Source organism: Marinomonas aquiplantarum (genome assembly GCF_003314975.1).
Classification (GTDB): Bacteria; Pseudomonadota; Gammaproteobacteria; order Pseudomonadales; family Marinomonadaceae; genus Marinomonas; species Marinomonas aquiplantarum.
The window spans coordinates 32,150-55,023 of sequence record NZ_QNRF01000011.1 but is presented as its reverse complement, the minus strand read 5'-3'; the positions used below and the strand labels follow the sequence as shown (position 1 = coordinate 55,023).

Here is a 22,874-nt window from a genome sequence, read left to right as displayed (position 1 = left end):
ACTTCCCCAGCCTTATGAGTGGGGCGAATATCCATGAAAGACTTATTAGGTCTTCTAAAATCACAAGGACAATCTGACGAGTTTGATGCGATCCGCATTGGCTTGGCATCACCAGATATGATTCGTTCATGGTCTTACGGTGAAGTTAAAAAGCCTGAGACCATCAACTACCGTACGTTCAAGCCTGAGCGTGACGGTTTGTTCTGTGCCAAAATCTTTGGTCCTATCAAGGACTATGAGTGCTTGTGTGGTAAATACAAGCGTTTGAAACACCGTGGTGTTATTTGTGAGAAGTGTGGCGTTGAAGTGGCTCTGTCTAAAGTGCGTCGTGAACGCATGGGGCATATCGAGCTTGCATCGCCAGTGGCTCACATTTGGTTCCTGAAATCTTTGCCATCTCGTATCGGTCTTATCATGGATATGACCTTGCGTGACATTGAGCGTGTTTTGTACTTTGAATCTTTCATCGTGATTGATCCAGGTATGACAACGCTTGAAAAAGGCCAATTGCTAAACGACGAACAGTACTTTGAAGCACTGGAAGAGTTTGGTGACGAGTTTGATGCCCGTATGGGTGCTGAAGCGGTTCAGATGCTACTACGCGATTTGGACATGCCAGAAGAAATCAACAGAATGCGTGAAGAGCTAAACAGCACAAATTCTGAAACTCGTATCAAGAAGCTGTCTAAGCGTCTGAAATTGGTTGAAGCTTTCTATCATTCTGGTAACAACCCAGAATGGATGGTGCTTGATGTATTGCCAGTTCTACCACCAGATTTGCGCCCATTGGTGCCACTAGAAGGTGGTCGTTTTGCGACATCTGACTTGAACGATTTGTACCGTCGAGTCATCAACCGTAACAACCGTTTGAAGCGTCTACTAGAGCTATCGGCTCCAGACATCATCGTACGTAATGAAAAACGTATGCTGCAAGAGTCTGTTGATGCTTTGCTTGATAACGGTCGTCGCGGTCGTGCCATCACAGGCTCTAACAAGCGTCCATTGAAATCTTTGGCAGACATGATCAAAGGTAAGCAAGGTCGTTTCCGTCAGAACCTACTTGGTAAGCGTGTAGACTACTCTGGTCGTTCTGTAATCACAGTAGGTCCGTCTTTACGTCTACATCAGTGTGGTCTTCCTAAGAAGATGGCATTGGAACTATTCAAACCATTTATCTTCTCTAAGCTTGAGTTGCGCGGTATGGCGACAACCATCAAAGCAGCGAAGAAAATGGTAGAGCGTGAAACACCTGAGGTGTGGGATATTCTTGATGAAGTTATCCGCGAACACCCAGTAATGCTTAACCGTGCACCAACACTTCACCGTTTGGGTATCCAAGCGTTTGAACCTATGTTGATTGAAGGTAAAGCGATCCAATTGCATCCGTTAGTTTGTGCAGCGTACAACGCTGACTTTGACGGTGACCAAATGGCGGTTCACGTTCCTTTGACAATCGAAGCTCAGCTTGAAGCACGTGCTTTGATGATGTCAACGAACAACATTTTATCACCAGCAAACGGTGAGCCGATTATCGTGCCTTCTCAGGACGTTGTATTGGGCTTGTACTACATGACTCGTGAGAAAATCAATGCCAAAGGTGAAGGCATGGCGTTTTCTGACATCAAAGAAGTACACCGTGCATACGGCGCGAAACAAGTTGATTTGCATGCCAAAGTAAAAGTACGTATTGACCAAGTTGATACGACGCTAGAAGGCGAGAAAGTCGCTTCTACTTTCATTGCAGATACGACTGTTGGTCGTGCTTTGTTGTTTGATATCGTGCCAGATGGCCTACCGTTCTCAGTGGTTAACCAACCAATGAAGAAAAAGGCGATCTCAAACCTGATCAATGAGTGTTACCGTAAAGTGGGCTTGAAAGAGAGCTGTATTTTTGCTGACCAATTGATGTACACAGGTTTCGCGTACGCAACAGCATCTGGTTCATCTGTTGGTGTTGATGACTTCGTAATTCCGCCAGAAAAAGCAGAAATTATTGCTAAAGCGGAAGAAGAAGTTAAAGAAATCGAATATCAGTACGCTGATGGTTTGGTAACGCAGGGCGAGAAATACAACAAGGTAATTGACTTGTGGTCTCGTACTAACGAAACCGTTACTGAAGCCATGATGGATAACTTGGCAAAAGAGACAACCATCAATAAAGACGGTGAAGAGGTTGAACAACAATCTTTCAACTCTGTCTACATGATGGCCGACTCCGGCGCCCGTGGTAGTGTCGCTCAGATGCGTCAGTTGGGTGGTATGCGTGGTCTGATGGCGAAACCAGATGGTTCCATCATCGAAACACCAATCACCGCGAACTTCCGTGAAGGTCTATCAGTACTTCAGTACTTTACCTCTACTCACGGTGCTCGTAAGGGTCTAGCTGATACGGCATTGAAAACAGCAAACTCGGGTTACCTAACTCGTCGTCTTGTTGACGTAGCGCAGGATTTGGTAATCACTGAGATCGACTGTGGATCCACCAATGGTATTGTTGTGAATGCGATGATCGAAGGCGGCGACGTTGTTGTCCCTCTAGGTCAACGTGTGCTTGGTCGTGTGGTTGCACAAGATGTAAATGATTCCAAGGGCAACTTGGTGCTTGCTGCTGGTACTTTGATTGATGAGCACGATGTGCGTGATATCGAAGCAGCAGGTGTTGACGAGATGCTGATCCGTTCTGTTATCACTTGTGATACACGCCATGGTGTGTGTGCGAAGTGTTACGGCCGTGACTTGGCTCGTGGTCATCAAGTTAACATTGGTGAAGCAATCGGTGTTGTGGCAGCACAATCGATCGGTGAGCCTGGTACACAGTTAACCATGCGTACCTTCCACATTGGTGGTGCGGCGTCTCGAGCGTCTGCAGTAGACAGTGTTCAAGTGAAGAGTGCCGGTACAGTACGTTTCCATAAAATGAAGAGTATCGAACGCGATACGGGTCATTTGGTTGTGGCGTCTCGTTCTTCTGAATTAGCGATTGCTGATGAAGCTGGTCGTGAGAAAGAACGTTACAAACTGCCTTATGGTGCGGTATTGAGTGTACGTGAAGGGGATGCTGTTGAAGCAGGCCAGATCGTTGCGAACTGGGATCCACACACTCACCCAATCGTTTCTGAGATGGAAGGTCGCCTAGAGTTCAGCGGAATGGAAGAGAATGTCACCATTCGTCGCCAATCTGATGAAATGACAGGTTTGACGACCATTGAAGTCATGGAAGTGAAAGACCGTCCTTCGGCTGGGAAAGATCTTCGTCCAATGATTTCTGTGGTAGATGCAGAAGGTAATCCAGTGCACATCCCTGGTACCGACTCGCCAGTACAGTACATGTTGCCTGAAAAAGCTTTGTTGAGCTTGGATCACGGTGCAACCGTTAAGTCTGGTGAAGTACTAGCGCGTATTCCACAAGAATCGCAAGGTAACAAGGATATCACCGGTGGTCTGCCACGAGTGGCTGACCTATTTGAAGCGCGTCGTCCTAAAGATCCTGCTGTTATGGCAGAAGCGACTGGTGTGGTGAGCTTCGGTAAAGAAACTAAGGGTAAGATTCGTTTGGTTATCACACCACAAGATGGCGGTGATCCAATCGAGACTTTGATCCCAAAATGGCGTCAAATCAACATCTTCGATGGTGAAGAAGTGGCTAAAGGTGAGATCATCGCCGACGGTCCTTTGAGTCCTCACGATATCTTACGTCTTCAAGGTGTAGAAGCTCTAGCTGACTACATCACTAACGAAGTGCAAGAAGTTTATCGTTTACAAGGTGTTGTGATTAACGATAAGCACATTGAGGTTATCGTTCGTCAAATGCTACGTAAAGTAGAAGTGGGTGAGTCTGGTGATACAGATCTGATCCAAGGTGACCAAGTTGAGTTGACTCAACTATTGGATGCAAACGAGAAAGCGGAAGCAGAGAATAAATTCCCTGCTAAGTTCGAGCGTGTGCTTCTAGGTATCACTAAAGCTTCTTTGGCAACTGAGTCCTTCATCTCTGCAGCATCGTTCCAAGAGACAACTCGAGTCTTAACGGAAGGTGCGGTAACAGGTAAGAAAGACCACTTGCGTGGCTTGAAAGAAAACGTTGTAGTAGGTCGTCTGATCCCAGCGGGTACAGGTTTGGCTTACCACAGTGAGCGTAAGAAGAAGAAAGATTCTGCGCAAATGGCAAATGAAGGAAGTCCTACAGTAAGTGCATCTGATGTGGAAGAAGCATTAAGTGCAGCACTGAAAGACTAATTCTTTGCTTTAAATCGATAGGGAGGTGATTTTTTAGTCGCCTCCCTATTGACTGTTTTATAGGCGCAAATTAAACTTGCGCCTCCTTAATTTTGGCGATTTCCGTCATAAGAATTGGATTTTTGGAGCTTGTCTAATGGCAACCGTTAACCAGTTGGTTCGTAAACCACGTAAACGTAAAGTGGCAAAGAGTGACGTTCCTGCGTTACAAGCTTGTCCGCAACGCCGCGGTGTCTGCACTCGCGTATATACAACTACGCCTAAAAAGCCTAACTCAGCTTTGCGTAAAGTATGTCGTGTTCGTTTGACTAACGGCTTCGAAGTAACTTCCTACATCGGTGGTGAAGGTCACAACCTGCAAGAACACAGCGTAGTGCTGATTCGCGGCGGTCGTGTAAAAGACCTTCCAGGTGTTCGTTATCACACAGTTCGTGGTAGCTTGGATACTTCAGGCGTACAAAATCGTAAGCAAGGCCGTTCTAAGTACGGTACTAAACGTCCTAAGTAAGTTTCATTACTTAGTTCATCGTTTAGACACAATTTTTTAATACAGTAAGGCCGAGCAGTAATCCTATTGTCTCGGGCTAACCTGAAGAGGATATAAAAATGCCTAGAAGACGCGTCGTCGCTAAGCGTGAAGTACTTCCAGATCCTAAGCATGGAAGTCAGTTGCTTGCAAAATTCATTAACCACGTCATGGTTAGTGGCAAGAAATCTGTTGCAGAGCACATTGTATACAGTGCCCTAAATACTGTAGCAGAGCGCGCTAAAACTGAAGAGCCAATGGCTATCTTCGAAAAAGCGTTAGAGTCTATCCAACCAATGGTTGAGGTTAAATCTCGCCGTGTTGGTGGTGCTACCTACCAAGTACCTGTAGAAGTTCGTCCAGCTCGTCGTGCAGCATTGTCTATGCGTTGGTTGGTTGAGTCTTCTCGTAAACGCGGTGAAAAATCAATGGCTCTACGTCTAGCAGGCGAGATCCTAGATGCTGCTGAGAACAAAGGTTCTGCTGTTAAGAAACGTGAAGACGTTCACCGTATGGCAGAAGCGAACAAAGCATTCTCTCACTACCGTTTCTAATCGTCCGGAGAAGTATACACAGTGGCACGTAAAACCCCTATCAACCGCTACCGAAATATCGGTATCTGTGCGCACGTTGATGCAGGTAAAACGACGACGACTGAACGCGTTCTTTTCTATACTGGTCTGTCTCATAAAATCGGTGAAGTGCACGATGGTGCAGCAACGATGGATTGGATGGAGCAAGAGCAAGAGCGCGGTATTACGATTACTTCCGCAGCAACAACTTGCTTCTGGAGTGGGATGAGTCAGCAGTTTGATCAGCACCGTATCAATATTATTGATACGCCTGGGCACGTAGACTTTACGATTGAAGTAGAGCGTTCATTGCGTGTGTTGGATGGTGCGGTCGTTGTGCTTTGTGGTTCTTCTGGCGTTCAGCCTCAAACTGAGACAGTTTGGCGTCAGGCAAATAAATATGAAGTACCGCGTATGGTGTTCGTCAATAAGATGGACCGTACGGGGGCAGATTATTTTTCTGTTGTTGAACAATTAAAGTCTCGTTTGGGGGCTAATGCTGTTCCAATCCAAATTAACATCGGCGCTGAAGAAGATTTCAAAGGCGTGGTGGATTTGGTGCTCATGAAAGCCATTATGTGGAATGAAGAAGATCAAGGGATGACTTACCGTTTGGAAGACATTCCTGCTGATCTTGTTGATGTCGCCACAGAATGGCGCGAGCAGATGTTGGAAGCCGCAGCAGAGGCGAATGAAGAATTGATGGATAAGTACCTTGAAGAAGGGGACTTGTCCGTTGAGGATGTAAAAGCAGGTTTGCGAGCGCGCACCCTAAATAATGAAGTGGTGTTAGTGACTTGTGGCTCTGCTTTTAAGAATAAAGGTGTTCAGGCGGTACTTGATGCCGTTGTTGAATACATGCCTTCACCGCTTGAAGTGAAAGCGATTGAAGGCACGCTTGAAGATGGTGAGACAGTCGTTGCTCGTGAAGCAAATGACGATGCACCGTTTTCAGCGCTGGCTTTTAAAATAGCGACAGACCCATTTGTTGGGACATTGACATTTATGCGTGTCTATTCTGGAACATTGAAGTCGGGTGATGCGGTTTACAACTCTGTTAAGCAGAAGCGTGAACGTATTGGTCGAATGGTGCAGATGCATGCGAACAATCGCGAAGAGATCAAAGAGGTGTTAGCGGGTGACATAGCGGCAGCAGTCGGTATGAAGTTCGTGACAACTGGTGATACGCTTTGTGATATGAACGATGTTGTTGTTCTAGAACGAATGGAGTTTCCAGAGCCGGTAATTTCCGTTGCGGTTGAGCCTAAATCTCAAGCCGACCAGGAAAAGATGGCTGTGGCGTTAGGAAAATTAGCTCAAGAAGACCCATCTTTCCGTGTAGAAACACATGAAGAGACAGGGCAAACCATTATTTCCGGAATGGGCGAGCTGCACCTTGATATTCTCGTGGATCGAATGAAGCGTGAATTTAAGGTGGATGCAAATATCGGTAAGCCACAAGTGTCTTACCGTGAAAAAATTCGCAAAGAAGTGGTGATTAACCACAAATTTGTGCGTCAATCTGGTGGTCGTGGTCAATACGGTCACGTCGTGATGAAATTGATTCCATCTGATAAAGATGGACTTGAGTTTGTCAACGAGATTGTTGGTGGTGTTATTCCTAAAGAATACATCCCTGCAGTAGAAAAGGGTGTTTCAGAGCAAATGAAGAACGGTGTTATCGCTGGTTACCCATTGCTGGGTATGAAAGTGGTATTGTTCGATGGTTCATACCATGATGTTGACTCTAATGAAATGGCCTTTAAAATTGCAGCTTCTCAAGGTTTGAGAAAAGGCGCAGCAGATGCTGATCCTTGTGTTCTTGAGCCTGTGATGAAAGTGGAAGTTGTAACTCCTGAAGAATACATGGGTGATGTGATGGGTGACCTGAATCGTCGTCGTGGCATTGTTCAGGGGATGGACGATTCCCCGTCAGGGAAGATTATTCGTGCTGAAGTTCCTCTCGGGGAGATGTTCGGATATGCAACTGACGTGCGTAGCTTGTCGCAAGGGCGTGCAAGTTATGCAATGGAGTTTGAGAAATACGCTGAAGCACCAGCTAGTGTGGCAGACGCGATCATCAAAAATGAAGATTAATCATCATACTTACTAATACTTAAGGTGTATGTATCATGGCAAAAGAAAAGTTCGAACGTAATAAACCACACGTTAACGTTGGTACTATCGGTCACGTTGACCACGGTAAAACGACTCTAACAGCAGCACTAACTCGCGTATGTGCAGAAGTATTCGGCGGTGAAGCCGTTGCTTTCGACGGTATCGATAACGCTCCTGAAGAGCGTGAGCGTGGTATCACTATCTCAACTTCTCACGTTGAGTATGATTCTCCAACTCGTCACTACGCACACGTAGACTGCCCAGGACACGCCGATTATGTTAAAAACATGATCACTGGTGCTGCCCAAATGGACGGCGCGATCCTAGTATGTGGTGCGACTGACGGCCCTATGCCTCAGACTCGTGAGCACATCCTTCTTTCTCGTCAGGTAGGTGTACCTTACATCGTTGTTTTCCTAAACAAAGCTGACCTACTTGCTGAAGACTGTGGCGGTGCGGATTCTGAAGAATACGCTGAAATGCTAGAGTTGGTAGAAATGGAATTGCGTGACCTTCTATCTGAGTACGACTTCCCAGGTGATGATACTCCAATCATCCCAGGTTCTGCTTTGATGGCATTGAACGGTCAAGACGACAACGAAATGGGTACAACAGCTGTTAAGAAGCTTGTTGAAACTCTAGACGAGTACATCCCTGAGCCAGAGCGTGCAATCGACGGTGCATTCATCATGCCTATCGAGGACGTATTCTCTATCCAAGGTCGTGGTACTGTTGTAACTGGTCGTGTTGAGCGCGGTATCATCAAGGTACAAGAAGAAGTTGAAATCGTTGGTATCGTTGATACTACGAAAACAACTTGTACTGGTGTTGAGATGTTCCGTAAACTTCTTGACGAAGGTCGTGCTGGTGAGAACTGTGGTATCTTGCTACGTGGTACTAAGCGTGAAGACGTTCAGCGTGGTCAAGTATTGGCTAAGCCTGGCTCTATCACACCTCACACTGAATTCGAAGCCGAAGTATACGTACTAGGTAAAGATGAAGGTGGTCGTCACACTCCTTTCTTCAAAGGTTACCGTCCACAGTTCTACTTCCGTACAACTGACGTAACTGGTGCTTGTTCACTACCTGAAGGTGTTGAGATGGTTATGCCTGGTGACAACATCCAAATGACTGTTGAACTAATTCACCCAATCGCGATGGACGAAGGTCTACGTTTCGCGATCCGTGAAGGTGGTCGTACAGTTGGTGCGGGCGTTGTAGCTAAAATCATCAAGTAATCGATTTTTAAATCTTACTTTTTGAAAAAGGCTGTCTGTTTCAGACAGCCTTTTTATTTTGCGGTTAATTTAGTTACTTTGAAATTGGTTACTTGACAACCAGTTTTGGAGTGGCTAATATTCGCCGTCCTTAAAAAAGGATTGTGGCTTAATAAATGTACAGTTAAGTCATGACAACATTGTATTTGGAGTTGGAAATGCAAAGCCAAAAAATCCGTATTCGTCTGAAAGCTTTCGATCACCGTCTGATTGATGCTTCAACACAAGAAATTGTGGACACAGCGAAACGTACAGGTGCGCAAGTGCGTGGACCGATTCCACTTCCTACTCGCAAAGAGCGTTATACAGTATTGATTTCTCCACACGTAAACAAAGATGCGCGTGATCAATATGAAATCCGTACACATAAACGCGTTCTAGACATCGTTGAGCCAACAGAAAAAACTGTTGATGCTCTAATGAAGCTAGACCTTGCGGCAGGCGTGGAAGTACAAATTTCTTTGGGTTAATAGCTCAAAGTTTGGGGTGCGAGAACCGGCTGGTTATCAGTCGGCTTATGCACATTAGTGGAATGATCTGGAATGGTCAGCCGTAGCGGGTGATAGCCCCATACACAACTGGCAAATGAGGTAGAAAATGACTATTCAATTAGTCGGACGTAAAGCCGGAATGACACGTATCTTCAATGAAGATGGTGTATCCGTGCCAGTAACCGTCATCGAGGTTGAACCGAACCGCGTTACTCAGGTGAAAACTGCAGAAACTGATGGCTATCAAGCTGTTCAGGTTACTGTTGGCTCTCGCCGTTCAAACCGTGTAAACAAAGCTGCTGCTGGACACTATGCAAAAGCGAACGTTGAAGCGGGTCGTGGTTTGTGGGAGTTCCGCCTGTCTGGTGATGAAAAAGAAATCAATGTTGGTGATGAGCTAACTGTTGCTGATTTCGAATCTATCCAAATGGTTGATGTTACTGGTCAATCAAAGGGTAAAGGGTTTCAAGGTGCCGTTAAGCGTCATAATTTCCGTACGCAAGACGCAACACATGGTAACTCATTGTCTCACCGTGCTCCTGGTTCCATTGGTCAATGTCAAACACCTGGTCGTGTTTGGAAAGGCAAAAAAATGGCTGGCCACATGGGCGCTGCTCAAGTAACAACTCAATCACTAGAAGTGGTTCGCGTTGATGCTGAACGTAACCTTATCCTTGTTAAAGGTGCGGTTCCTGGTGCAGTTAACGGTGATGTTATTCTTCAATCAGCTGTTAAAGCTCGCTAAGAGGGGTAGACAATGAACTTGAATCTTACAGGTGCAAAGGGAACGGTAGAAGTTTCTGATGTAGCCTTTGCTCGTGAATACAACGAAGCGCTAGTTCACCAAGTAGTAACATCTTACTTGGCTGGTGCTCGTCAGGGTTCTCGTGCTCAGAAAACACGCTCTGAAGTAGCTGGTGGCGGACGCAAACCTTGGAAACAAAAAGGTTCTGGTCGCGCGCGTGCAGGTACTATCCGTAGCCCTCTATGGCGCTCTGGTGGTGTAACATTTGCAGCTAAGCCACAAGATCACTCTCAGAAAGTGAACAAGAAGATGTACCGTGCAGCAATGCGCACCATCTGGTCTGAACTAGTACGTCAAGACCGTCTTGTTGTAGTTGAAGAACTTAAATTGGAAGCTCCAAAAACTAAGCTCTTCACAGCAAAAATGGCAGAATTGAATGTTGAAAACGTTTTGGTTGTTTCTCACGAATTGGACGACAATCTGTTTTTAGCAGCTCGTAATATCCCTAACGTGGATGTACGTGATGCAGCGTCTATCGATCCTGTTAGCTTGATTGCTTACGACAAAGTGTTGGTGACAGTTGGTGCTCTGAAACAAGTTGAGGAGACACTAGCATGATCGGCGAACGTATTTATAAAGTTCTGTTGGGTCCACACATCTCTGAAAAAGCGACTATCGTTGCCGAAGGTAATGGTCAGTACGTTTTTCGTGTAGCTGGTGATGCAACAAAACCTGAAATCAAACAAGCTATCGAAGCACTATTTGAAGTCAAAGTTGAGTCTGTTCGCACGTTGAACCATAAAGGTAAAACTAAGCGTACAGTTCGTGGTCTTGGCAAGCGTAGCGACGTGAAAAAAGCGTACGTTCGTTTGGCTGAAGGTCAAGACATTGATTTCATGGTCGCTGAATAAGGGGAGATAGGTCAATGGCTGTTGTAAAAAGTAAGCCAACGTCTGCAGGCCGTCGTCACGTTGTTAAAGTTACTAACAACGATTTGCACAAAGGCGCACCATATGCACCTTTGCTAGATAAGAAAAGCAAATCAGGTGGACGTAACAATAACGGACGCATCACTACGCGTCACGTAGGTGGTGGTCATAAGCAGCATTACCGTATGGTTGACTTCCGTCGTAACAAAGATGGAATTCCAGCGGTAGTTGAGCGTTTGGAATATGATCCAAACCGTTCTGCAAATATTGCATTGATTAAATATGCTGATGGTGAGCGTCGTTACATTATCGCTTCCAAAGGTATGGCGGCAGGCAATGTTGTCTTTAGTGGTGCTGACGCGCCAATCAAAGCAGGTAATACTTTGCCACTGCAAAATATTCCTGTAGGTAGTACGGTTCACTGTGTTGAGCTTAAGCCAGGCAAAGGTGCGCAAATCGCACGTTCTGCTGGTGCCTCTGCTCAGCTAGTCGCTCGTGAAGGTCGTTACGTTACTCTTCGCCTACGTTCAGGTGAAATGCGTAAGATCCTAACTGAGTGTCGCGCTACTTTGGGTGAAGTATCAAACTCTGAGCATAGCTTGCGAGTTCTTGGTAAAGCTGGTGCTACGCGTTGGCGTGGTGTTCGTCCTACCGTTCGCGGTGCGGCGATGAACCCGGTTGATCACCCACATGGTGGTGGTGAAGGTCGTAGTAAAGGTGGTCGTCACCCAGTTACGCCTTGGGGTGTGCCAACTAAAGGCTACAAAACACGCAGTAACAAGCGTACTGATAAACTTATTGTACGTCGTCGTACTAAGTAATAAGAGGAAACGACTGTGCCACGTTCACTAAAAAAAGGTCCTTTTATCGACCTTCATTTGTTGAAAAAGGTAGAGGCTGCGGTAGAGAAAAAAGAACGCCGTCCAATTAAGACTTGGTCACGCCGTTCTACTATCTTCCCTGATTTTGTAGGGTTGACTATCGCTGTCCATAATGGTCGCCAGCATGTTCCAGTTCTAGTAACTGAAGACATGGTCGGTCATAAATTGGGTGAGTTCGCTCCGACCCGTACATATCGTGGTCATGCTGCGGACAAGAAAGCCAAACGGTAATAAGGGGTATTAACATGAGTGAAGTAAGCGCTTCATTAAAGGGTGCTCGCCTCTCTGCGCAGAAGGCCCGTTTGGTTATAGATCAAATCCGCGGCAAATCTGTTAGCGAAGCACTGAACATCTTAACGTTCAGTCCTAAAAAGGCGGCAGTAATTGTCAAAAAAGTACTTGAGTCTGCTATTGCGAATGCAGAGCATAACGAAGGTGCTGATATCGATGACTTGCGTGTATCTACGGCATACGTTGATGAGGCTATGACTCTAAAGCGTATCATGCCACGTGCCAAAGGCCGTGCTGACCGTATTTTGAAACGCGGTTGCCATATTACAGTTAAAGTCGCTGACTAATTAGGAGAAACCCAATGGGTCAGAAGGTTCATCCAACTGGTATACGCCTAGGGATAGTTAAAGATCATACTTCTACTTGGTATGCGAATAATCAAAACTACTCTAAGCTGCTATTAAATGATCTTCAGGTACGTGAATACTTGGAGAAAAAATTGGTTCAGGCTTCTGTTTCTCGCATTGAGATTCAGCGTCCTGCTCAAACAGCTCGTATTACGATTCACACTGCTCGTCCGGGTATTGTGATTGGTAAGAAAGGTGAAGATGTAGAGAAACTACGTAATGCAGTTTCTGAGATGATGGGCGTTCCTGTTCACATCAACATCGAAGAAATTCGTAAGCCTGAAATGGATGCGAAATTGGTTGCAGCTAACATTGCTAGCCAATTAGAGCGTCGTGTTATGTTCCGTCGTGCAATGAAGCGTGCAGTACAAAACGCTATGCGTGCCGGCGCGAAAGGTATCAAGGTTCAGGTAAGTGGTCGTCTAGGCGGTGCTGAAATCGCACGTGCTGAGTGGTACCGTGAAGGTCGTGTACCTCTTCACACACTACGCGCAGACATTGACTACGCTACTTATGAAGCAAGCACAACTTACGGCATCATCGGTGTCAAAGTGTGGATCTTCAAAGGCGAAATCTTGGGCGGTATTGAGCAAGTGCGTGCTGATAAAGGCGCACAAAAGAAGAAGTCTAAGTAGGGGGTAAGTCATGTTACAGCCGAAACGTACTAAGTTCCGTAAGATGCAAAAAGGTCGTAACCGCGGTCTTGCTCTTCGCGGCAACCAGGTTAGCTTTGGTGAATTCGGATTGAAGTCGACCGAGCGCGGTCGTATTACTGCTCGTCAAATTGAAGCGGCGCGTCGTGCAATGACTCGTCACATCAAACGTGGTGGTAAGATTTGGATTCGTGTATTCCCTGATAAGCCTATTACTCAGAAACCTCTTGAGGTTCGTCAGGGTAAAGGTAAGGGTAGCGTAGAATACTGGGTTGCTCAAATTCAACCTGGCAAGATGCTTTATGAAGTTGAGGGTGTTTCTGAGCAGTTAGCTCGTGAAGCATTTGCATTGGCCGCGGCTAAGCTTCCTCTGTCCACAACTTTCGTAACGCGTACGGTGATGTAGATGAAAGCAAAAGAACTGCAAGAAAAGTCTGTAGCTGAGCTACAAGCGACCTTGATCGAACTACTACGTGAGCAATTTAATCTGCGCATGCAGAAAGCCACTGGTCAGTTAGCGCAAACTCATTTGCTCTCGCAAGTTCGCCGCAATATCGCACGTGTGAAAACCGTGCTAAATGATAAGGCAGGTAACTAAGATGGCAGAAACAAAAGCGCGTACAGCTACTGGTAAAGTAGTAAGCGATAAGATGGATAAAACCATTACAGTACTTGTTGAGCGTACAGAAAAACACCCTCTATACGGTAAGTTTGTACGTCGTTCAACAAAATTACACGCTCACGATGAAAACAATGAGTGCCAGATCGGTGATACCGTTAAGGTCGTTGAAACACGTCCTTACTCTAAGTCTAAGACTTGGAATCTGGTTCAGGTTGTTGAGAAAGCAGCAGCTGTATAAGCTGCTCCTTCCTTCGTGAGACTTGTTATCTAATTTGATTGGAGAGCAGTAATGATTCAAACGGAATCGATGCTTGATGTAGCAGATAACAGCGGCGCTAAGCGTGTTCAGTGTATTAAAGTACTGGGTGGCTCACATCGTCGTTATGCTGCTATCGGTGACATTATTAAGGTCACAGTGAAAGAAGCGATCCCTCGCGGTCGTGTTAAAAAAGGGCAGGTTCTAAACGCTGTTGTCGTTAGAACTAAGAAAGGTGTTCGTCGTCCTGATGGTTCTGTAATCCGTTTTGATGTAAACTCTGCGGTTCTACTGAATGCGTCTGGGCAGCCTATTGGTACTCGTATCTTTGGCCCTGTAACACGTGAGTTGCGTACTGAGCAATTCATGAAAATTGTTTCTCTTGCACCTGAAGTGCTGTAAGAGGGAGGGGACATTTATGCGTAAGATCAAACGTGACGACGAAGTAATCGTAATTGCCGGTAAAGATAAAGGTAAGCGCGGTACAGTTGTTAAGGTATTAGACGAGAGCCGAGTTCTTGTTTCTGGCATCAACATGGTGAAGAAACACGAAAAACCAAACCCTATGAAGGGTTCAACTGGCGGCATCGTTGAAAAAGAAGCACCTATCCAGGTTTCTAACGTAGCCATTTTTAACAATGCTACAGGTAAAGCGGATCGCGTCGGCTTTAAATTGAATGAAGACGGTACTAAGGTACGTATCTTTAAATCAAACAGTGAAGCGATCGACGCCTAAGAGCGAGAATTATAGCCATGGCGAGACTTAAGCAAGTTTATAAAGATCAGGTCGTAGCAAAACTAACTGAAGAGTTTAGTTACGGTAACGTGATGGAAGTGCCTAAAATCACTAAAATCACTTTAAATATGGGTGTTGGTGAAGCTATCGCAGACAAGAAACTTCTTGAGCATGCGGTAAATGATCTTCAAGCACTTAGCGGCCAAAAAGTTGTAGTGACTAAGGCGCGTAAATCAGTAGCAGGCTTTAAAATCCGTGACGGTTACCCGATCGGTTGTAAAGTAACGCTACGTGGTGAGCGTATGTGGGATTTCTTCGACCGTTTGGTTGATGTAGCTATCCCACGTATCCGTGACTTCCGTGGACTTAATCCTAAGTCTTTCGACGGTCGTGGTAACTACAGCATGGGTGTTAAAGAGCAGATCATCTTCCCTGAGATCGATTACGATAAAGTTGATCGTGTGCGTGGTTTAGATATCACTATCACAACAACGGCTCGTACCGACGAAGAAGGTCGTGCTTTGTTAGCCGCCTTTAATTTCCCTTTCAAGAAATAAGAGGTAGGAATCATGGCAAAAGTTTCAATGGTTCAGCGCGAAGCAAAACGCACCAAATTAGTAGCTAAGTACGCTGAAAAGCGTACTGCTCTAAAGGCGATCATTAGCGACGTTAATGCATCGGACGATGAAAAGTGGGAAGCAACGCTTAAATTGCAAGCGCTTCCACGCGATTCATCTTCTTCTCGCCAGCGTAATCGTTGCCAAGTAACAGGCCGTCCACACGGTGTATACCGTCGTTTCGGTTTGTCTCGTATCAAGTTGCGTGAAGCAGCGATGCGTGGCGACGTACCAGGCTTGAAGAAAGCTAGTTGGTAAGCAAGTAGAGCACGATCATAATACATGGCAGTGAGTGGGGTGTCTAAAAGCTGGACATTCTGCTCGCTGCTGTGTACTATGCGCGAGCTCTATTTGCTGCACAATGGTTTTTTTAATTAGGAGCTCTTAAATGAGTATGCAAGATACCCTTGCGGATATGTTCACACGTATTCGTAATGCACAGATGGCTTCAAAAACATCTGTGAGCATGCCTTCATCAAAAATGAAGGCATCAATTGCTGCAGTTCTACGCGAAGAAGGTTACGTTGGTAACTTCTCAGTAGATGAGGCAGTTAAGCCAACGCTTACAATCGAGTTGAAATACTACGAAGGTAAGCCAGTTATCGAACAAATTAAACGCGCTTCTCGTCCAAGCTTGCGTCAATACAAAGCAACTAGCAATCTACCTAAAGTAGAAGCTGGTCTTGGTGTTGCGATCATCTCTACTTCTAAAGGTGTGATGACAGATCGTGCAGCTCGTGCTGCTGGTATCGGCGGCGAAGTAATCTGCACAGTATTCTAGGAGTTAGTATGTCTCGAGTTGCTAATAGTCCGGTGACGCTTCCTAGTGGTGTAGATTTGACTCTAAATGGCCAAAACGTTGTTGTAAAAGGCGGTAAAGGTTCTCTAGAGTTTAACGTTCACACAAGCGTTCAAGTGTCTAAAGAAGATAACGTTATCACTTTCGCTGCACGCGATGGTGCTAAACAAAGCCGTGCCCTAGCTGGTACGACTCGTGCTCTGGTTAACAACATGGTTGTTGGTGTAAGCCAAGGTTTCGAGAAACGATTGATTCTTCAAGGTGTCGGTTACCGTGCTGCCCTAAAAGGTAAAGTACTTAACCTGTCTTTGGGTTTTTCTCACCCAGTAGATTATGAACTACCTGAAGGCGTAACAGCTGAATGTGCTTCGCAAACAGAAATCGTGATCAAAGGCATTGATAAACAAGCCGTTGGTCAGGTAGCTGCAGAAGTTCGCGGTTTCCGTCCGCCTGAGCCTTATAAAGGTAAAGGTGTTCGCTATGCTGACGAAATTATTCGTCGTAAAGAAGCTAAGAAGAAGTAGGTAGGCATTCATGAACACTAAAAAACAATCTCGAATTCGTCGTGCACGTCGTGCGCGTTTGCATATTCGTGAATTAGGTGCGAATCGTCTTACTGTACATCGCACACCACGCCATATGTATGCTCAAGTAATTTCTCCTTGTGGAACTAAAGTGCTAGCAAGCGCTTCTACAGTGGAAGAAACTCTACGTGCTACAGCGACTGGTAACAAAGAAGCAGCTACACAAGTTGGTACTTTGATTGCTACTCGCGCTAAAGAAGCAGGCGTCACTTCGGTCGCATTTGACCGTTCTGGCTTCAAATACCATGGCCGCGTTCAAGCTCTTGCTGATGCTGCACGTGAAGCCGGTCTAGAGTTCTAAGGGGTAGCAAATGGCAGTTAATGATCAACAAACTAGCGACCTCCAAGAGAAGCTAGTTCAAGTAAACCGCGTTGCTAAAGTTGTAAAGGGTGGTCGTATCTTCTCTTTCACAGCTTTGACAGTCGTTGGTGATGGAAATGGCAAGGTTGGCTTCGGTCGCGGTAAAGCGCGCGAAGTGCCTCAAGCTATTCAGAAAGCAATGGAGCAGGCTCGCCGCAACATGGTTTCTGTTAAATTAAATGGCGATACTCTTCAGTATCCTGTGAAAGCAACGCATGGTTCTTCAAATGTATACATGCAACCTGCTTCTCAAGGTACAGGTATCATCGCCGGTGGTGCTATGCGTGCGGTTCTTGAAATCGCTGGCGTACACAACGTATTGGCGAAATGTTACGGTTCTACAAACCCAGTAAACGTAGTTCGCGCTACGATTAAAGGTCTGCAGGACATGAAAGCGCCTGAGCAAATTGCGGCTAAACGCGGCAAGTCTGTCGATCAAATTTTGGGGTAATGTGTCATGGCGAATAAAACCATCACAGTTCAACTAACCCGTAGCCCGATCGGTCGTCTTCCAAAGCACCGTGAAACAGTTAAAGGCTTGGGTTTGCGTAAAGTTGGCCAAACACGTGAGTTGGAAGATACTCCATCTGTACGTGGCATGGTTAATAAAGTTTATTACATGGTTAAAGTGGTAGGAGAGTAACATGTTCTTAAATACACTTCGTCCTGGCGAAGGTAGCAAGCATGCTCCTAAACGTGTAGGTCGCGGCATTGGTAGCGGCTTGGGCAAAACGGGTGGACGTGGCCATAAAGGTCTTAAGTCTCGCTCCGGTGGCTCAGTAAAACCTGGTTTTGAAGGCGGTCAAATGCCTTTGCAGAAGCGTCTGCCAAAATTTGGTTTCACTTCGCGTCAGGCAAAGTATGTTGCTGAGGTTCGTTTAAACGAGCTTGCTGCTGTAAATGCTGAAGTTGTAGATTTGGCTGCTCTGAAAAGCGCCGACATTCTAGGTCATCAGATTAAAACTGCTCGTGTAATCTTGTCTGGTTCTATCGACAAAGCGATTACCGTACGTGGTCTTAAAGTGACTAAAGGTGCTCGTGCCGCTATCGAAGCAGCTGGCGGAAAAGTCGAGGAATAAATGGCAAAGCGTGGCTCACTACCTGCCGGCATGCAAAACGGATTGAGCGAGCTTTGGGCTCGCATCCGCTTTGTGTTCTTGGCAATTATTGTATATCGAATTGGTGCACACATTCCGGTTCCGGGTATCAACCCAGATAGATTGTCAGCACTGTTTGATCAAAATGAAGGCACAATACTGAGTTTATTTAACGTATTCTCAGGTGGCGCTCTTGAGCGTATGAGTATTTTCGCGCTTGGGATCCTGCCTTATATTTCTGCCTCAATTATTATGCAGTTATTGACGGTCGTGAGTCCGCAGCTAGAGCAATTAAAGAAAGAAGGTGAAGCGGGTCGTCGTAAGATTACCCAATACACCCGTTACGGTACCGTGCTTCTTGCCTTAGTCCAATCAGCCTCTATGGCGGTTGGCTTGGCTAGTCAAGGCATCTCATTCAGTACAGGCATGGAATTCTATGCGGTTGCTGTTGTGACCTTGGTTGCTGGTACTGTCTTCTTAATGTGGTTAGGTGAGCAAGTTACTGAGAAAGGTATTGGTAATGGTATTTCCATTCTGATCTTTGCCGGTATCGTTGCTGGTCTACCATCCGCTCTAGGTCGCTCATTTGAGTCGGCTCGTCAAGGCGATATTAATATATTAGCTTTGTTGCTGATTGGTATTTTAGCCATTGCGACCATCGCATTCGTTGTTTTCATCGAACGTGGTCAGCGTCGTATTACGGTTAACTATGCTAAGCGTCAGCAAGGCAAAAAGGTGTTTGCTGCACAAAAGAGTCATTTGCCTCTTAAAGTAAATATGGCTGGTGTTATCCCGCCAATCTTTGCTTCCAGTATTCTGTTGTTCCCAGCTTCGATCGGCCAATGGTTCGGTCAAGGTGAAGGCATGGAATGGTTGCAAAATATTTCTTTGGCACTGGCTCCTGGGCAACCGCTCTATGTGCTGTTGTTTGCGATCGCAATTGTTTTCTTTTGCTTTTTCTATACAGCCCTAGTGTTCAACCCTAAAGATGTGGCAGATAACCTGAAAAAATCCGGTGCTTTTTTACCGGGTATTCGTCCAGGCGATCATACTGCTCGATATATTGATGGAGTAATGACTCGTTTGACACTGTTTGGTGCTTTGTACATCACCCTAGTGTCTCTGATGCCTCAATTCTTTGTTGTTGCGTGGAACGTTCCGTTCTACTTTGGCGGCACCTCTATGTTGATCGTAGTGGTGGTTGTTATGGACTTTATGTCGCAAGTACAAAGTCATTTGATGAGTCAGCAATACGAATCATTAATGAAGAAGTCTAATCTGACTGGTTATGGTCCAAATGGCCTAATGCGTTAAGCATAGGTTGGAGTTGAACATGAAAGTACGTGCATCTGTAAAGAAAATCTGTCGTAACTGCAAAATCGTTCGTCGTAACGGTTCAGTTCGAGTGATTTGTGTTGAGCCTCGTCACAAGCAGCGTCAAGGCTAATAACGAGATTTCTCGACGATGGGAATGGGTGGTTGATTTATCCTGCAAATGTAGGCATAATCAGCCGCCCTCATGAAAGTAAAGTGATGAATTAATCATCAATAACAACGGAGTAAAGTGAATGGCTCGTATAGCCGGTGTCAATATTCCTGACAATAAACATGCGGTCATTTCTCTGACTTACATCTTCGGAATTGGTCGCACACGTTCGCGCGCAATTTGCGCCGCTACGGGTGTTGCAGAAACTGCGAAAATAGGCTCTTTAAGTGATGATATCCTTGATGAGCTTCGTGGCGAAGTTGCTAAGTATACTGTAGAGGGTGACTTACGACGTGAAGTCAGTATGTCTATCAAACGTTTGATGGACCTAGGTTGTAATCGCGGGATTCGTCATCGCCGCAGCCTACCAGTTCGTGGTCAACGTACCAAAACGAACGCTCGTACACGAAAAGGCCCTCGTAAGCCTATTCGTAAGTAATATAAACGCGTTTCGCTCTAGCTGAAAAAAATCGCTAGAGCTGAGCATTAAATAGGAAAGTGCAATATGGCTAAGCCAGCTACGCGCAATACCAAGAAAAAAGTCAAAAAGACGGTTGTCGACGGTGTTGCTCATGTACACGCGTCATTTAACAACACGATCGTGACTATCACCGACCGTCAAGGCAATGCATTGTCTTGGGCGACTGCCGGTGGTTCTGGTTTTCGCGGTTCTCGAAAAAGTACACCATTCGCAGCTCAAGTAGCAGCGGAACGTGCCGGTGCTGTCGCACAAGAATTCGGCCTTAAAAACGTAGACGTAATGATCAAGGGCCCTGGTCCTGGTCGTGAGTCCGCAGTTCGTGCATTGAATGCATTGGGCTTGCGTATCAATAACATCACAGATGTGACGCCAATCCCGCACAACGGTTGCCGTCCACCTAAGAAACGTCGCGTTTAATTGAGGAGACAGACATATGGCTCGTTATATAGGTCCAACTTGTAAGTTGTCTCGTCGTGAAGGTACCGACTTGCAATTGAAGAGCGGTTCACGCGCTCTTGAGTCTAAATGTAAAGCAGAAACAGTTCCTGGTGTGCACGGTGCACGTCGCGGACGTCTTTCTGATTACGGCTTGCAATTACGTGAGAAACAAAAAGTACGTCGTATGTACGGTGTTCTTGAAAAACAATTCCGTAACTACTACAAATCTGCAGCTCGTCTAAAAGGCGCAACTGGCGAAAACCTTTTGCAACTTTTGGAATCACGTTTAGATAACGTTGTATACCGCGCAGGTTTTGGTTCTACACGTGCGGAAGCTCGTCAACTAGTAGGCCATAAAGGCATTCTAGTAAACGGTGCAACGGTTAACATTCCATCTTACCAAGTGAAAGCTGGTGATGTTGTGTCTATCCGTGAAAAAGCTAAGAAGCAATTGCGTGTACAAAGCGCACTAGAGCTATCTAAAAATCGCGCGCCGATCCATTGGATCGAAGTTGATGCAACTAAATTGGAAGCAACTTTCAAAGCTGCTCCAGAACGTGCCGATTTATCAGCTGAAATTAATGAGAACCTAATCGTCGAACTTTACTCTAAGTAAGTCGGTGATTGGGATTAAGAAATAGGTGGATCTATGCAGCGTTCAGTGAGCGAATTGTTAACCCCACGCAACATTGAAGTTCAGGAATTAGGCAAAACGCGCGCTAAAGTTACGCTACAACCGCTAGAACGTGGTTTTGGTCATACTTTGGGTAATGCGTTGCGTCGCATTCTTTTATCTTCTATGCCAGGTTGTGCGATTGTTGAAGTCGAAATCGACGGTGTATTACACGAATACAGCGCAATCGAAGGGGTTAAAGAAGATGTAATTGAAATTCTTCTTAACCTGAAAGGAGTTGCGATCGCTCTACACGGGCAAGATGAAGCAACTCTTACTCTAAGTAAAAAAGGTCCTGGTGTCGTAACGGCTGGGGACATCCAGTTAGTTGCTGACGCAGAGATCGCTAACCCGGATCACGTTATTGCGCACTTGGATGATACTGCAGAGTTAACTATGCAGATCAAAGTCGCTCGTGGCCGTGGTTATGAGCCTGCTGATGCTCGTGTTGCTGGCGACGATGAGACTCGTCCAATTGGTCGCTTGCAACTGGATGCCTCATTCAGCCCTGTTCGTCGTGTGGCTTACAGTGTCGATAACGCTCGTGTAGAGCAACGTACAGACTTGGATAAATTGGTGCTAGACATCGAATCCAACGGTACGATCGATCCTGAAGAAGCGATTCGTCGTGCAGCGACTATTCTTCAACAACAAATTGCGGTATTCGTTGCGCTTGAAAGCGAAAGCGAAGCACCAGTTGAAGAAGAAGAGGATGAGATTGATCCAATTTTGCTACGCCCGGTTGATGATCTTGAATTGACCGTTCGCAGTGCTAACTGTTTAAAAGCAGAGAACATTTATTACATCGGTGATTTGATTCAACGTACTGAGGTTGAGCTTCTTAAGACGCCTAACCTAGGTAAGAAGTCGTTAACTGAAATCAAAGATGTTTTAGCACAGCGTGGTTTGTCTTTGGGAATGCGTCTAGAAAACTGGCCACCAGCTAGTTTGAAAGACGATAGCAAAGTTCTAGCTCGCTAGGTCATTGTTCCCTGACCACCGTAGTTTGGTAAGGAATGTAAAATGCGTCATCGTAAGAGTGGACGTCACTTAAACCGTACTAGCTCGCATCGTAAAGCGATGTTCAAAAATATGGCTGCTTCTTTGTTTGAGCACGAAGTTATTAAAACAACGTTGCCTAAAGCAAAAGAATTGCGCCGTGTTGCAGAGCCTTTGATCACATTGGCGAAAGTTGATTCCGTAGCGAATCGTCGCCTTGCCTTTGCTCGTACTCGTAGCAAAGACGCAGTAGGTAAATTGTTCTCAGAACTTGGTCCTCGTTACCAAGCTCGTCCTGGCGGTTACATTCGCATTTTGAAATGTGGATTCCGTACAGGTGACAACGCACCTATGGCTTACGTGGAATTGGTCGATCGACCAGAAACTGAAGCCGCTGAGTAATATCAGTATGTAATTAAAAAACCGGACTCTTGAGTCCGGTTTTTTTTGTGCCTTACTAAAGCCTCTTTTCGTTCATTATCTTCTCTTATTCATCTTCATTTAGTGTGCCGATCAGTTATCCACAATATCGGTTTGATACACGAAAATCTCAAATTGTTGAAAAGCCTGTCTATAAGCACAAACTTATTAACCTCTCACTTAGCAAGAGTCTTAGGTTAAGTTGTGAGTGGATAATTTGCTTATTAGTTTTAATCTCT

General features: G+C 45.6%; 33 protein-coding genes. All 33 read left to right on the top strand.

All coding sequences use genetic code 11. The features are described 5' to 3' along the window. Positions 1 to 33: 33 nt before the first annotated feature. The 33 genes from rpoC to rplQ all read left to right on the top strand — a co-directional run bounded on the left by rpoC (position 34) and on the right by rplQ (position 22,617). The gene (gene rpoC, locus DFP76_RS16050) at positions 34 to 4,236 is read left to right on the top strand and encodes a DNA-directed RNA polymerase subunit beta' (RefSeq protein ID WP_113875596.1); all 4,203 of its coding nucleotides are present in this window, start codon (positions 34 to 36) and stop codon (positions 4,234 to 4,236) included. A gap of 136 nt (positions 4,237 to 4,372) precedes the next feature. Then, entirely contained in the window at positions 4,373 to 4,744 is a 372-nt protein-coding gene (rpsL, locus tag DFP76_RS16045; RefSeq protein WP_013659444.1) for a 30S ribosomal protein S12, read from the top strand. A gap of 98 nt (positions 4,745 to 4,842) precedes the next feature. Beyond that, on the top strand, positions 4,843 to 5,316 hold the full coding sequence (rpsG, locus tag DFP76_RS16040; RefSeq protein ID WP_013797845.1) for a 30S ribosomal protein S7: 474 nt from the start codon (positions 4,843 to 4,845) through the stop codon (positions 5,314 to 5,316). A 21-nt stretch (positions 5,317 to 5,337) separates the two neighbouring features. Then, entirely contained in the window at positions 5,338 to 7,431 is a 2,094-nt protein-coding gene (gene fusA / locus DFP76_RS16035) for an elongation factor G (protein WP_113875595.1), read from the top strand. A gap of 35 nt (positions 7,432 to 7,466) precedes the next feature. Beyond that, positions 7,467 to 8,690 (top strand): elongation factor Tu, encoded by a 1,224-nt coding sequence (tuf, locus tag DFP76_RS16030; protein ID WP_113875594.1) that lies wholly within the window; start codon positions 7,467 to 7,469, stop codon positions 8,688 to 8,690. A gap of 197 nt (positions 8,691 to 8,887) precedes the next feature. Then, entirely contained in the window at positions 8,888 to 9,199 is a 312-nt protein-coding gene (gene rpsJ / locus DFP76_RS16025; RefSeq protein ID WP_012071937.1) for a 30S ribosomal protein S10, read from the top strand. Positions 9,200 to 9,326: 127 nt separating this feature from the next. Further along, positions 9,327 to 9,965 (top strand): 50S ribosomal protein L3, encoded by a 639-nt coding sequence (rplC, locus tag DFP76_RS16020; protein WP_013797842.1) that lies wholly within the window; start codon positions 9,327 to 9,329, stop codon positions 9,963 to 9,965. Positions 9,966 to 9,977: 12 nt separating this feature from the next. After that, on the top strand, positions 9,978 to 10,583 hold the full coding sequence (rplD, locus tag DFP76_RS16015; RefSeq protein ID WP_013797841.1) for a 50S ribosomal protein L4: 606 nt from the start codon (positions 9,978 to 9,980) through the stop codon (positions 10,581 to 10,583). After that, complete coding sequence (gene rplW / locus DFP76_RS16010; RefSeq protein ID WP_013797840.1) at positions 10,580 to 10,876, top strand: 50S ribosomal protein L23; 297 nt, start codon at positions 10,580 to 10,582, stop codon at positions 10,874 to 10,876. Before rplD ends, rplW begins: the two co-directional genes overlap by 4 nt. A 14-nt stretch (positions 10,877 to 10,890) precedes the next feature. Next, entirely contained in the window at positions 10,891 to 11,715 is an 825-nt protein-coding gene (gene rplB, locus DFP76_RS16005) for a 50S ribosomal protein L2 (protein ID WP_113875593.1), read from the top strand. A 15-nt stretch (positions 11,716 to 11,730) separates the two neighbouring features. Then, complete coding sequence (gene rpsS, locus DFP76_RS16000) at positions 11,731 to 12,006, top strand: 30S ribosomal protein S19 (protein WP_013797838.1); 276 nt, start codon at positions 11,731 to 11,733, stop codon at positions 12,004 to 12,006. A 14-nt stretch (positions 12,007 to 12,020) separates the two neighbouring features. Further along, the gene (gene rplV, locus DFP76_RS15995; RefSeq protein WP_063334248.1) at positions 12,021 to 12,353 is read left to right on the top strand and encodes a 50S ribosomal protein L22; all 333 of its coding nucleotides are present in this window, start codon (positions 12,021 to 12,023) and stop codon (positions 12,351 to 12,353) included. Positions 12,354 to 12,367: 14 nt separating this feature from the next. Then, positions 12,368 to 13,048 carry a 30S ribosomal protein S3 gene (rpsC, locus tag DFP76_RS15990; protein WP_013797836.1) on the top strand — a complete coding sequence of 227 codons (681 nt, stop codon included), beginning with the start codon at positions 12,368 to 12,370 and terminating at the stop codon, positions 13,046 to 13,048. A 10-nt stretch (positions 13,049 to 13,058) separates the two neighbouring features. Further along, positions 13,059 to 13,472, top strand: coding sequence for a 50S ribosomal protein L16 (gene rplP, locus DFP76_RS15985; protein WP_013797835.1), 414 nt, complete (start codon positions 13,059 to 13,061; stop codon positions 13,470 to 13,472). Beyond that, positions 13,473 to 13,664 (top strand): 50S ribosomal protein L29, encoded by a 192-nt coding sequence (rpmC, locus tag DFP76_RS15980; RefSeq protein WP_013797834.1) that lies wholly within the window; start codon positions 13,473 to 13,475, stop codon positions 13,662 to 13,664. Position 13,665: 1 nt separating this feature from the next. Beyond that, positions 13,666 to 13,926, top strand: a complete 261-nt coding sequence (gene rpsQ, locus DFP76_RS15975) for a 30S ribosomal protein S17 (protein ID WP_013797833.1) — start codon at positions 13,666 to 13,668, stop codon at positions 13,924 to 13,926. A gap of 51 nt (positions 13,927 to 13,977) precedes the next feature. Then, positions 13,978 to 14,346 (top strand): 50S ribosomal protein L14, encoded by a 369-nt coding sequence (rplN, locus tag DFP76_RS15970; RefSeq protein ID WP_113875592.1) that lies wholly within the window; start codon positions 13,978 to 13,980, stop codon positions 14,344 to 14,346. Between the two features lie 16 nt (positions 14,347 to 14,362). Continuing rightward, entirely contained in the window at positions 14,363 to 14,680 is a 318-nt protein-coding gene (rplX, locus tag DFP76_RS15965) for a 50S ribosomal protein L24 (RefSeq protein WP_013797831.1), read from the top strand. A gap of 17 nt (positions 14,681 to 14,697) precedes the next feature. Further along, positions 14,698 to 15,237 carry a 50S ribosomal protein L5 gene (gene rplE, locus DFP76_RS15960; protein WP_013797830.1) on the top strand — a complete coding sequence of 180 codons (540 nt, stop codon included), beginning with the start codon at positions 14,698 to 14,700 and terminating at the stop codon, positions 15,235 to 15,237. A 12-nt stretch (positions 15,238 to 15,249) separates the two neighbouring features. Continuing rightward, positions 15,250 to 15,555, top strand: a complete 306-nt coding sequence (gene rpsN, locus DFP76_RS15955) for a 30S ribosomal protein S14 (RefSeq protein ID WP_113875591.1) — start codon at positions 15,250 to 15,252, stop codon at positions 15,553 to 15,555. A gap of 130 nt (positions 15,556 to 15,685) precedes the next feature. Further along, positions 15,686 to 16,078 (top strand): 30S ribosomal protein S8, encoded by a 393-nt coding sequence (rpsH, locus tag DFP76_RS15950; protein ID WP_013797828.1) that lies wholly within the window; start codon positions 15,686 to 15,688, stop codon positions 16,076 to 16,078. 8 nt (positions 16,079 to 16,086) lie between these two features. Beyond that, positions 16,087 to 16,620, top strand: a complete 534-nt coding sequence (gene rplF, locus DFP76_RS15945; protein ID WP_113875590.1) for a 50S ribosomal protein L6 — start codon at positions 16,087 to 16,089, stop codon at positions 16,618 to 16,620. Between the two features lie 10 nt (positions 16,621 to 16,630). Then, positions 16,631 to 16,981, top strand: a complete 351-nt coding sequence (rplR, locus tag DFP76_RS15940; protein WP_113875589.1) for a 50S ribosomal protein L18 — start codon at positions 16,631 to 16,633, stop codon at positions 16,979 to 16,981. Positions 16,982 to 16,991: 10 nt separating this feature from the next. After that, positions 16,992 to 17,492, top strand: a complete 501-nt coding sequence (gene rpsE, locus DFP76_RS15935; protein ID WP_113875588.1) for a 30S ribosomal protein S5 — start codon at positions 16,992 to 16,994, stop codon at positions 17,490 to 17,492. Between the two features lie 6 nt (positions 17,493 to 17,498). After that, positions 17,499 to 17,684: a 50S ribosomal protein L30 gene (rpmD, locus tag DFP76_RS15930; RefSeq protein ID WP_013797824.1), complete on the top strand. Its 186-nt coding sequence runs from the start codon at positions 17,499 to 17,501 to the stop codon at positions 17,682 to 17,684. Position 17,685: 1 nt separating this feature from the next. Beyond that, positions 17,686 to 18,120: a 50S ribosomal protein L15 gene (rplO, locus tag DFP76_RS15925; RefSeq protein ID WP_063334244.1), complete on the top strand. Its 435-nt coding sequence runs from the start codon at positions 17,686 to 17,688 to the stop codon at positions 18,118 to 18,120. Continuing rightward, positions 18,121 to 19,452, top strand: coding sequence for a preprotein translocase subunit SecY (gene secY, locus DFP76_RS15920; RefSeq protein ID WP_013797822.1), 1,332 nt, complete (start codon positions 18,121 to 18,123; stop codon positions 19,450 to 19,452). 19 nt (positions 19,453 to 19,471) lie between these two features. Then, a complete protein-coding gene (gene rpmJ, locus DFP76_RS15915) occupies positions 19,472 to 19,585 on the top strand; it encodes a 50S ribosomal protein L36 (RefSeq protein ID WP_012071915.1) in 114 nt (37 codons plus the stop codon). 121 nt (positions 19,586 to 19,706) lie between these two features. After that, on the top strand, positions 19,707 to 20,063 hold the full coding sequence (rpsM, locus tag DFP76_RS15910; protein WP_013797821.1) for a 30S ribosomal protein S13: 357 nt from the start codon (positions 19,707 to 19,709) through the stop codon (positions 20,061 to 20,063). Between the two features lie 66 nt (positions 20,064 to 20,129). Further along, the gene (rpsK, locus tag DFP76_RS15905; RefSeq protein WP_009836290.1) at positions 20,130 to 20,522 is read left to right on the top strand and encodes a 30S ribosomal protein S11; all 393 of its coding nucleotides are present in this window, start codon (positions 20,130 to 20,132) and stop codon (positions 20,520 to 20,522) included. A 16-nt stretch (positions 20,523 to 20,538) separates the two neighbouring features. After that, entirely contained in the window at positions 20,539 to 21,159 is a 621-nt protein-coding gene (gene rpsD, locus DFP76_RS15900) for a 30S ribosomal protein S4 (protein WP_013797820.1), read from the top strand. A 33-nt stretch (positions 21,160 to 21,192) separates the two neighbouring features. Continuing rightward, entirely contained in the window at positions 21,193 to 22,197 is a 1,005-nt protein-coding gene (locus tag DFP76_RS15895) for a DNA-directed RNA polymerase subunit alpha (RefSeq protein WP_013797819.1), read from the top strand. Between the two features lie 42 nt (positions 22,198 to 22,239). After that, the gene (rplQ, locus tag DFP76_RS15890; RefSeq protein ID WP_113875587.1) at positions 22,240 to 22,617 is read left to right on the top strand and encodes a 50S ribosomal protein L17; all 378 of its coding nucleotides are present in this window, start codon (positions 22,240 to 22,242) and stop codon (positions 22,615 to 22,617) included. Positions 22,618 to 22,874: the final 257 nt, after the last annotated feature.

Bases quoted from the DNA above. Each gene is read 5' to 3' on its own strand.
- rpoC (WP_113875596.1), top strand. From the start codon at position 34: ATGAAAGACTTATTAGGTCTTCTAAAATCACAAGGACAATCTGACGAG.
- rpsL (WP_013659444.1), top strand. From the start codon at position 4,373: ATGGCAACCGTTAACCAGTTGGTTCGTAAACCACGTAAACGTAAAGTG.
- rpsG (WP_013797845.1), top strand. From the start codon at position 4,843: ATGCCTAGAAGACGCGTCGTCGCTAAGCGTGAAGTACTTCCAGATCCT.
- tuf (WP_113875594.1), top strand. From the start codon at position 7,467: ATGGCAAAAGAAAAGTTCGAACGTAATAAACCACACGTTAACGTTGGT.
- rpsJ (WP_012071937.1), top strand. From the start codon at position 8,888: ATGCAAAGCCAAAAAATCCGTATTCGTCTGAAAGCTTTCGATCACCGT.
- rplC (WP_013797842.1), top strand. From the start codon at position 9,327: ATGACTATTCAATTAGTCGGACGTAAAGCCGGAATGACACGTATCTTC.
- rplD (WP_013797841.1), top strand. From the start codon at position 9,978: ATGAACTTGAATCTTACAGGTGCAAAGGGAACGGTAGAAGTTTCTGAT.
- rplW (WP_013797840.1), top strand. From the start codon at position 10,580: ATGATCGGCGAACGTATTTATAAAGTTCTGTTGGGTCCACACATCTCT.
- rplB (WP_113875593.1), top strand. From the start codon at position 10,891: ATGGCTGTTGTAAAAAGTAAGCCAACGTCTGCAGGCCGTCGTCACGTT.
- rplV (WP_063334248.1), top strand. From the start codon at position 12,021: ATGAGTGAAGTAAGCGCTTCATTAAAGGGTGCTCGCCTCTCTGCGCAG.
- rpsC (WP_013797836.1), top strand. From the start codon at position 12,368: ATGGGTCAGAAGGTTCATCCAACTGGTATACGCCTAGGGATAGTTAAA.
- rplP (WP_013797835.1), top strand. From the start codon at position 13,059: ATGTTACAGCCGAAACGTACTAAGTTCCGTAAGATGCAAAAAGGTCGT.
- rpmC (WP_013797834.1), top strand. From the start codon at position 13,473: ATGAAAGCAAAAGAACTGCAAGAAAAGTCTGTAGCTGAGCTACAAGCG.
- rpsQ (WP_013797833.1), top strand. From the start codon at position 13,666: ATGGCAGAAACAAAAGCGCGTACAGCTACTGGTAAAGTAGTAAGCGAT.
- rplN (WP_113875592.1), top strand. From the start codon at position 13,978: ATGATTCAAACGGAATCGATGCTTGATGTAGCAGATAACAGCGGCGCT.
- rplX (WP_013797831.1), top strand. From the start codon at position 14,363: ATGCGTAAGATCAAACGTGACGACGAAGTAATCGTAATTGCCGGTAAA.
- rplE (WP_013797830.1), top strand. From the start codon at position 14,698: ATGGCGAGACTTAAGCAAGTTTATAAAGATCAGGTCGTAGCAAAACTA.
- rpsN (WP_113875591.1), top strand. From the start codon at position 15,250: ATGGCAAAAGTTTCAATGGTTCAGCGCGAAGCAAAACGCACCAAATTA.
- rpsH (WP_013797828.1), top strand. From the start codon at position 15,686: ATGAGTATGCAAGATACCCTTGCGGATATGTTCACACGTATTCGTAAT.
- rplF (WP_113875590.1), top strand. From the start codon at position 16,087: ATGTCTCGAGTTGCTAATAGTCCGGTGACGCTTCCTAGTGGTGTAGAT.
- rplR (WP_113875589.1), top strand. From the start codon at position 16,631: ATGAACACTAAAAAACAATCTCGAATTCGTCGTGCACGTCGTGCGCGT.
- rpsE (WP_113875588.1), top strand. From the start codon at position 16,992: ATGGCAGTTAATGATCAACAAACTAGCGACCTCCAAGAGAAGCTAGTT.
- rpmD (WP_013797824.1), top strand. From the start codon at position 17,499: ATGGCGAATAAAACCATCACAGTTCAACTAACCCGTAGCCCGATCGGT.
- rplO (WP_063334244.1), top strand. From the start codon at position 17,686: ATGTTCTTAAATACACTTCGTCCTGGCGAAGGTAGCAAGCATGCTCCT.
- secY (WP_013797822.1), top strand. From the start codon at position 18,121: ATGGCAAAGCGTGGCTCACTACCTGCCGGCATGCAAAACGGATTGAGC.
- rpmJ (WP_012071915.1), top strand. From the start codon at position 19,472: ATGAAAGTACGTGCATCTGTAAAGAAAATCTGTCGTAACTGCAAAATC.
- rpsM (WP_013797821.1), top strand. From the start codon at position 19,707: ATGGCTCGTATAGCCGGTGTCAATATTCCTGACAATAAACATGCGGTC.
- rpsK (WP_009836290.1), top strand. From the start codon at position 20,130: ATGGCTAAGCCAGCTACGCGCAATACCAAGAAAAAAGTCAAAAAGACG.
- rpsD (WP_013797820.1), top strand. From the start codon at position 20,539: ATGGCTCGTTATATAGGTCCAACTTGTAAGTTGTCTCGTCGTGAAGGT.
- DFP76_RS15895 (WP_013797819.1), top strand. From the start codon at position 21,193: ATGCAGCGTTCAGTGAGCGAATTGTTAACCCCACGCAACATTGAAGTT.
- rplQ (WP_113875587.1), top strand. From the start codon at position 22,240: ATGCGTCATCGTAAGAGTGGACGTCACTTAAACCGTACTAGCTCGCAT.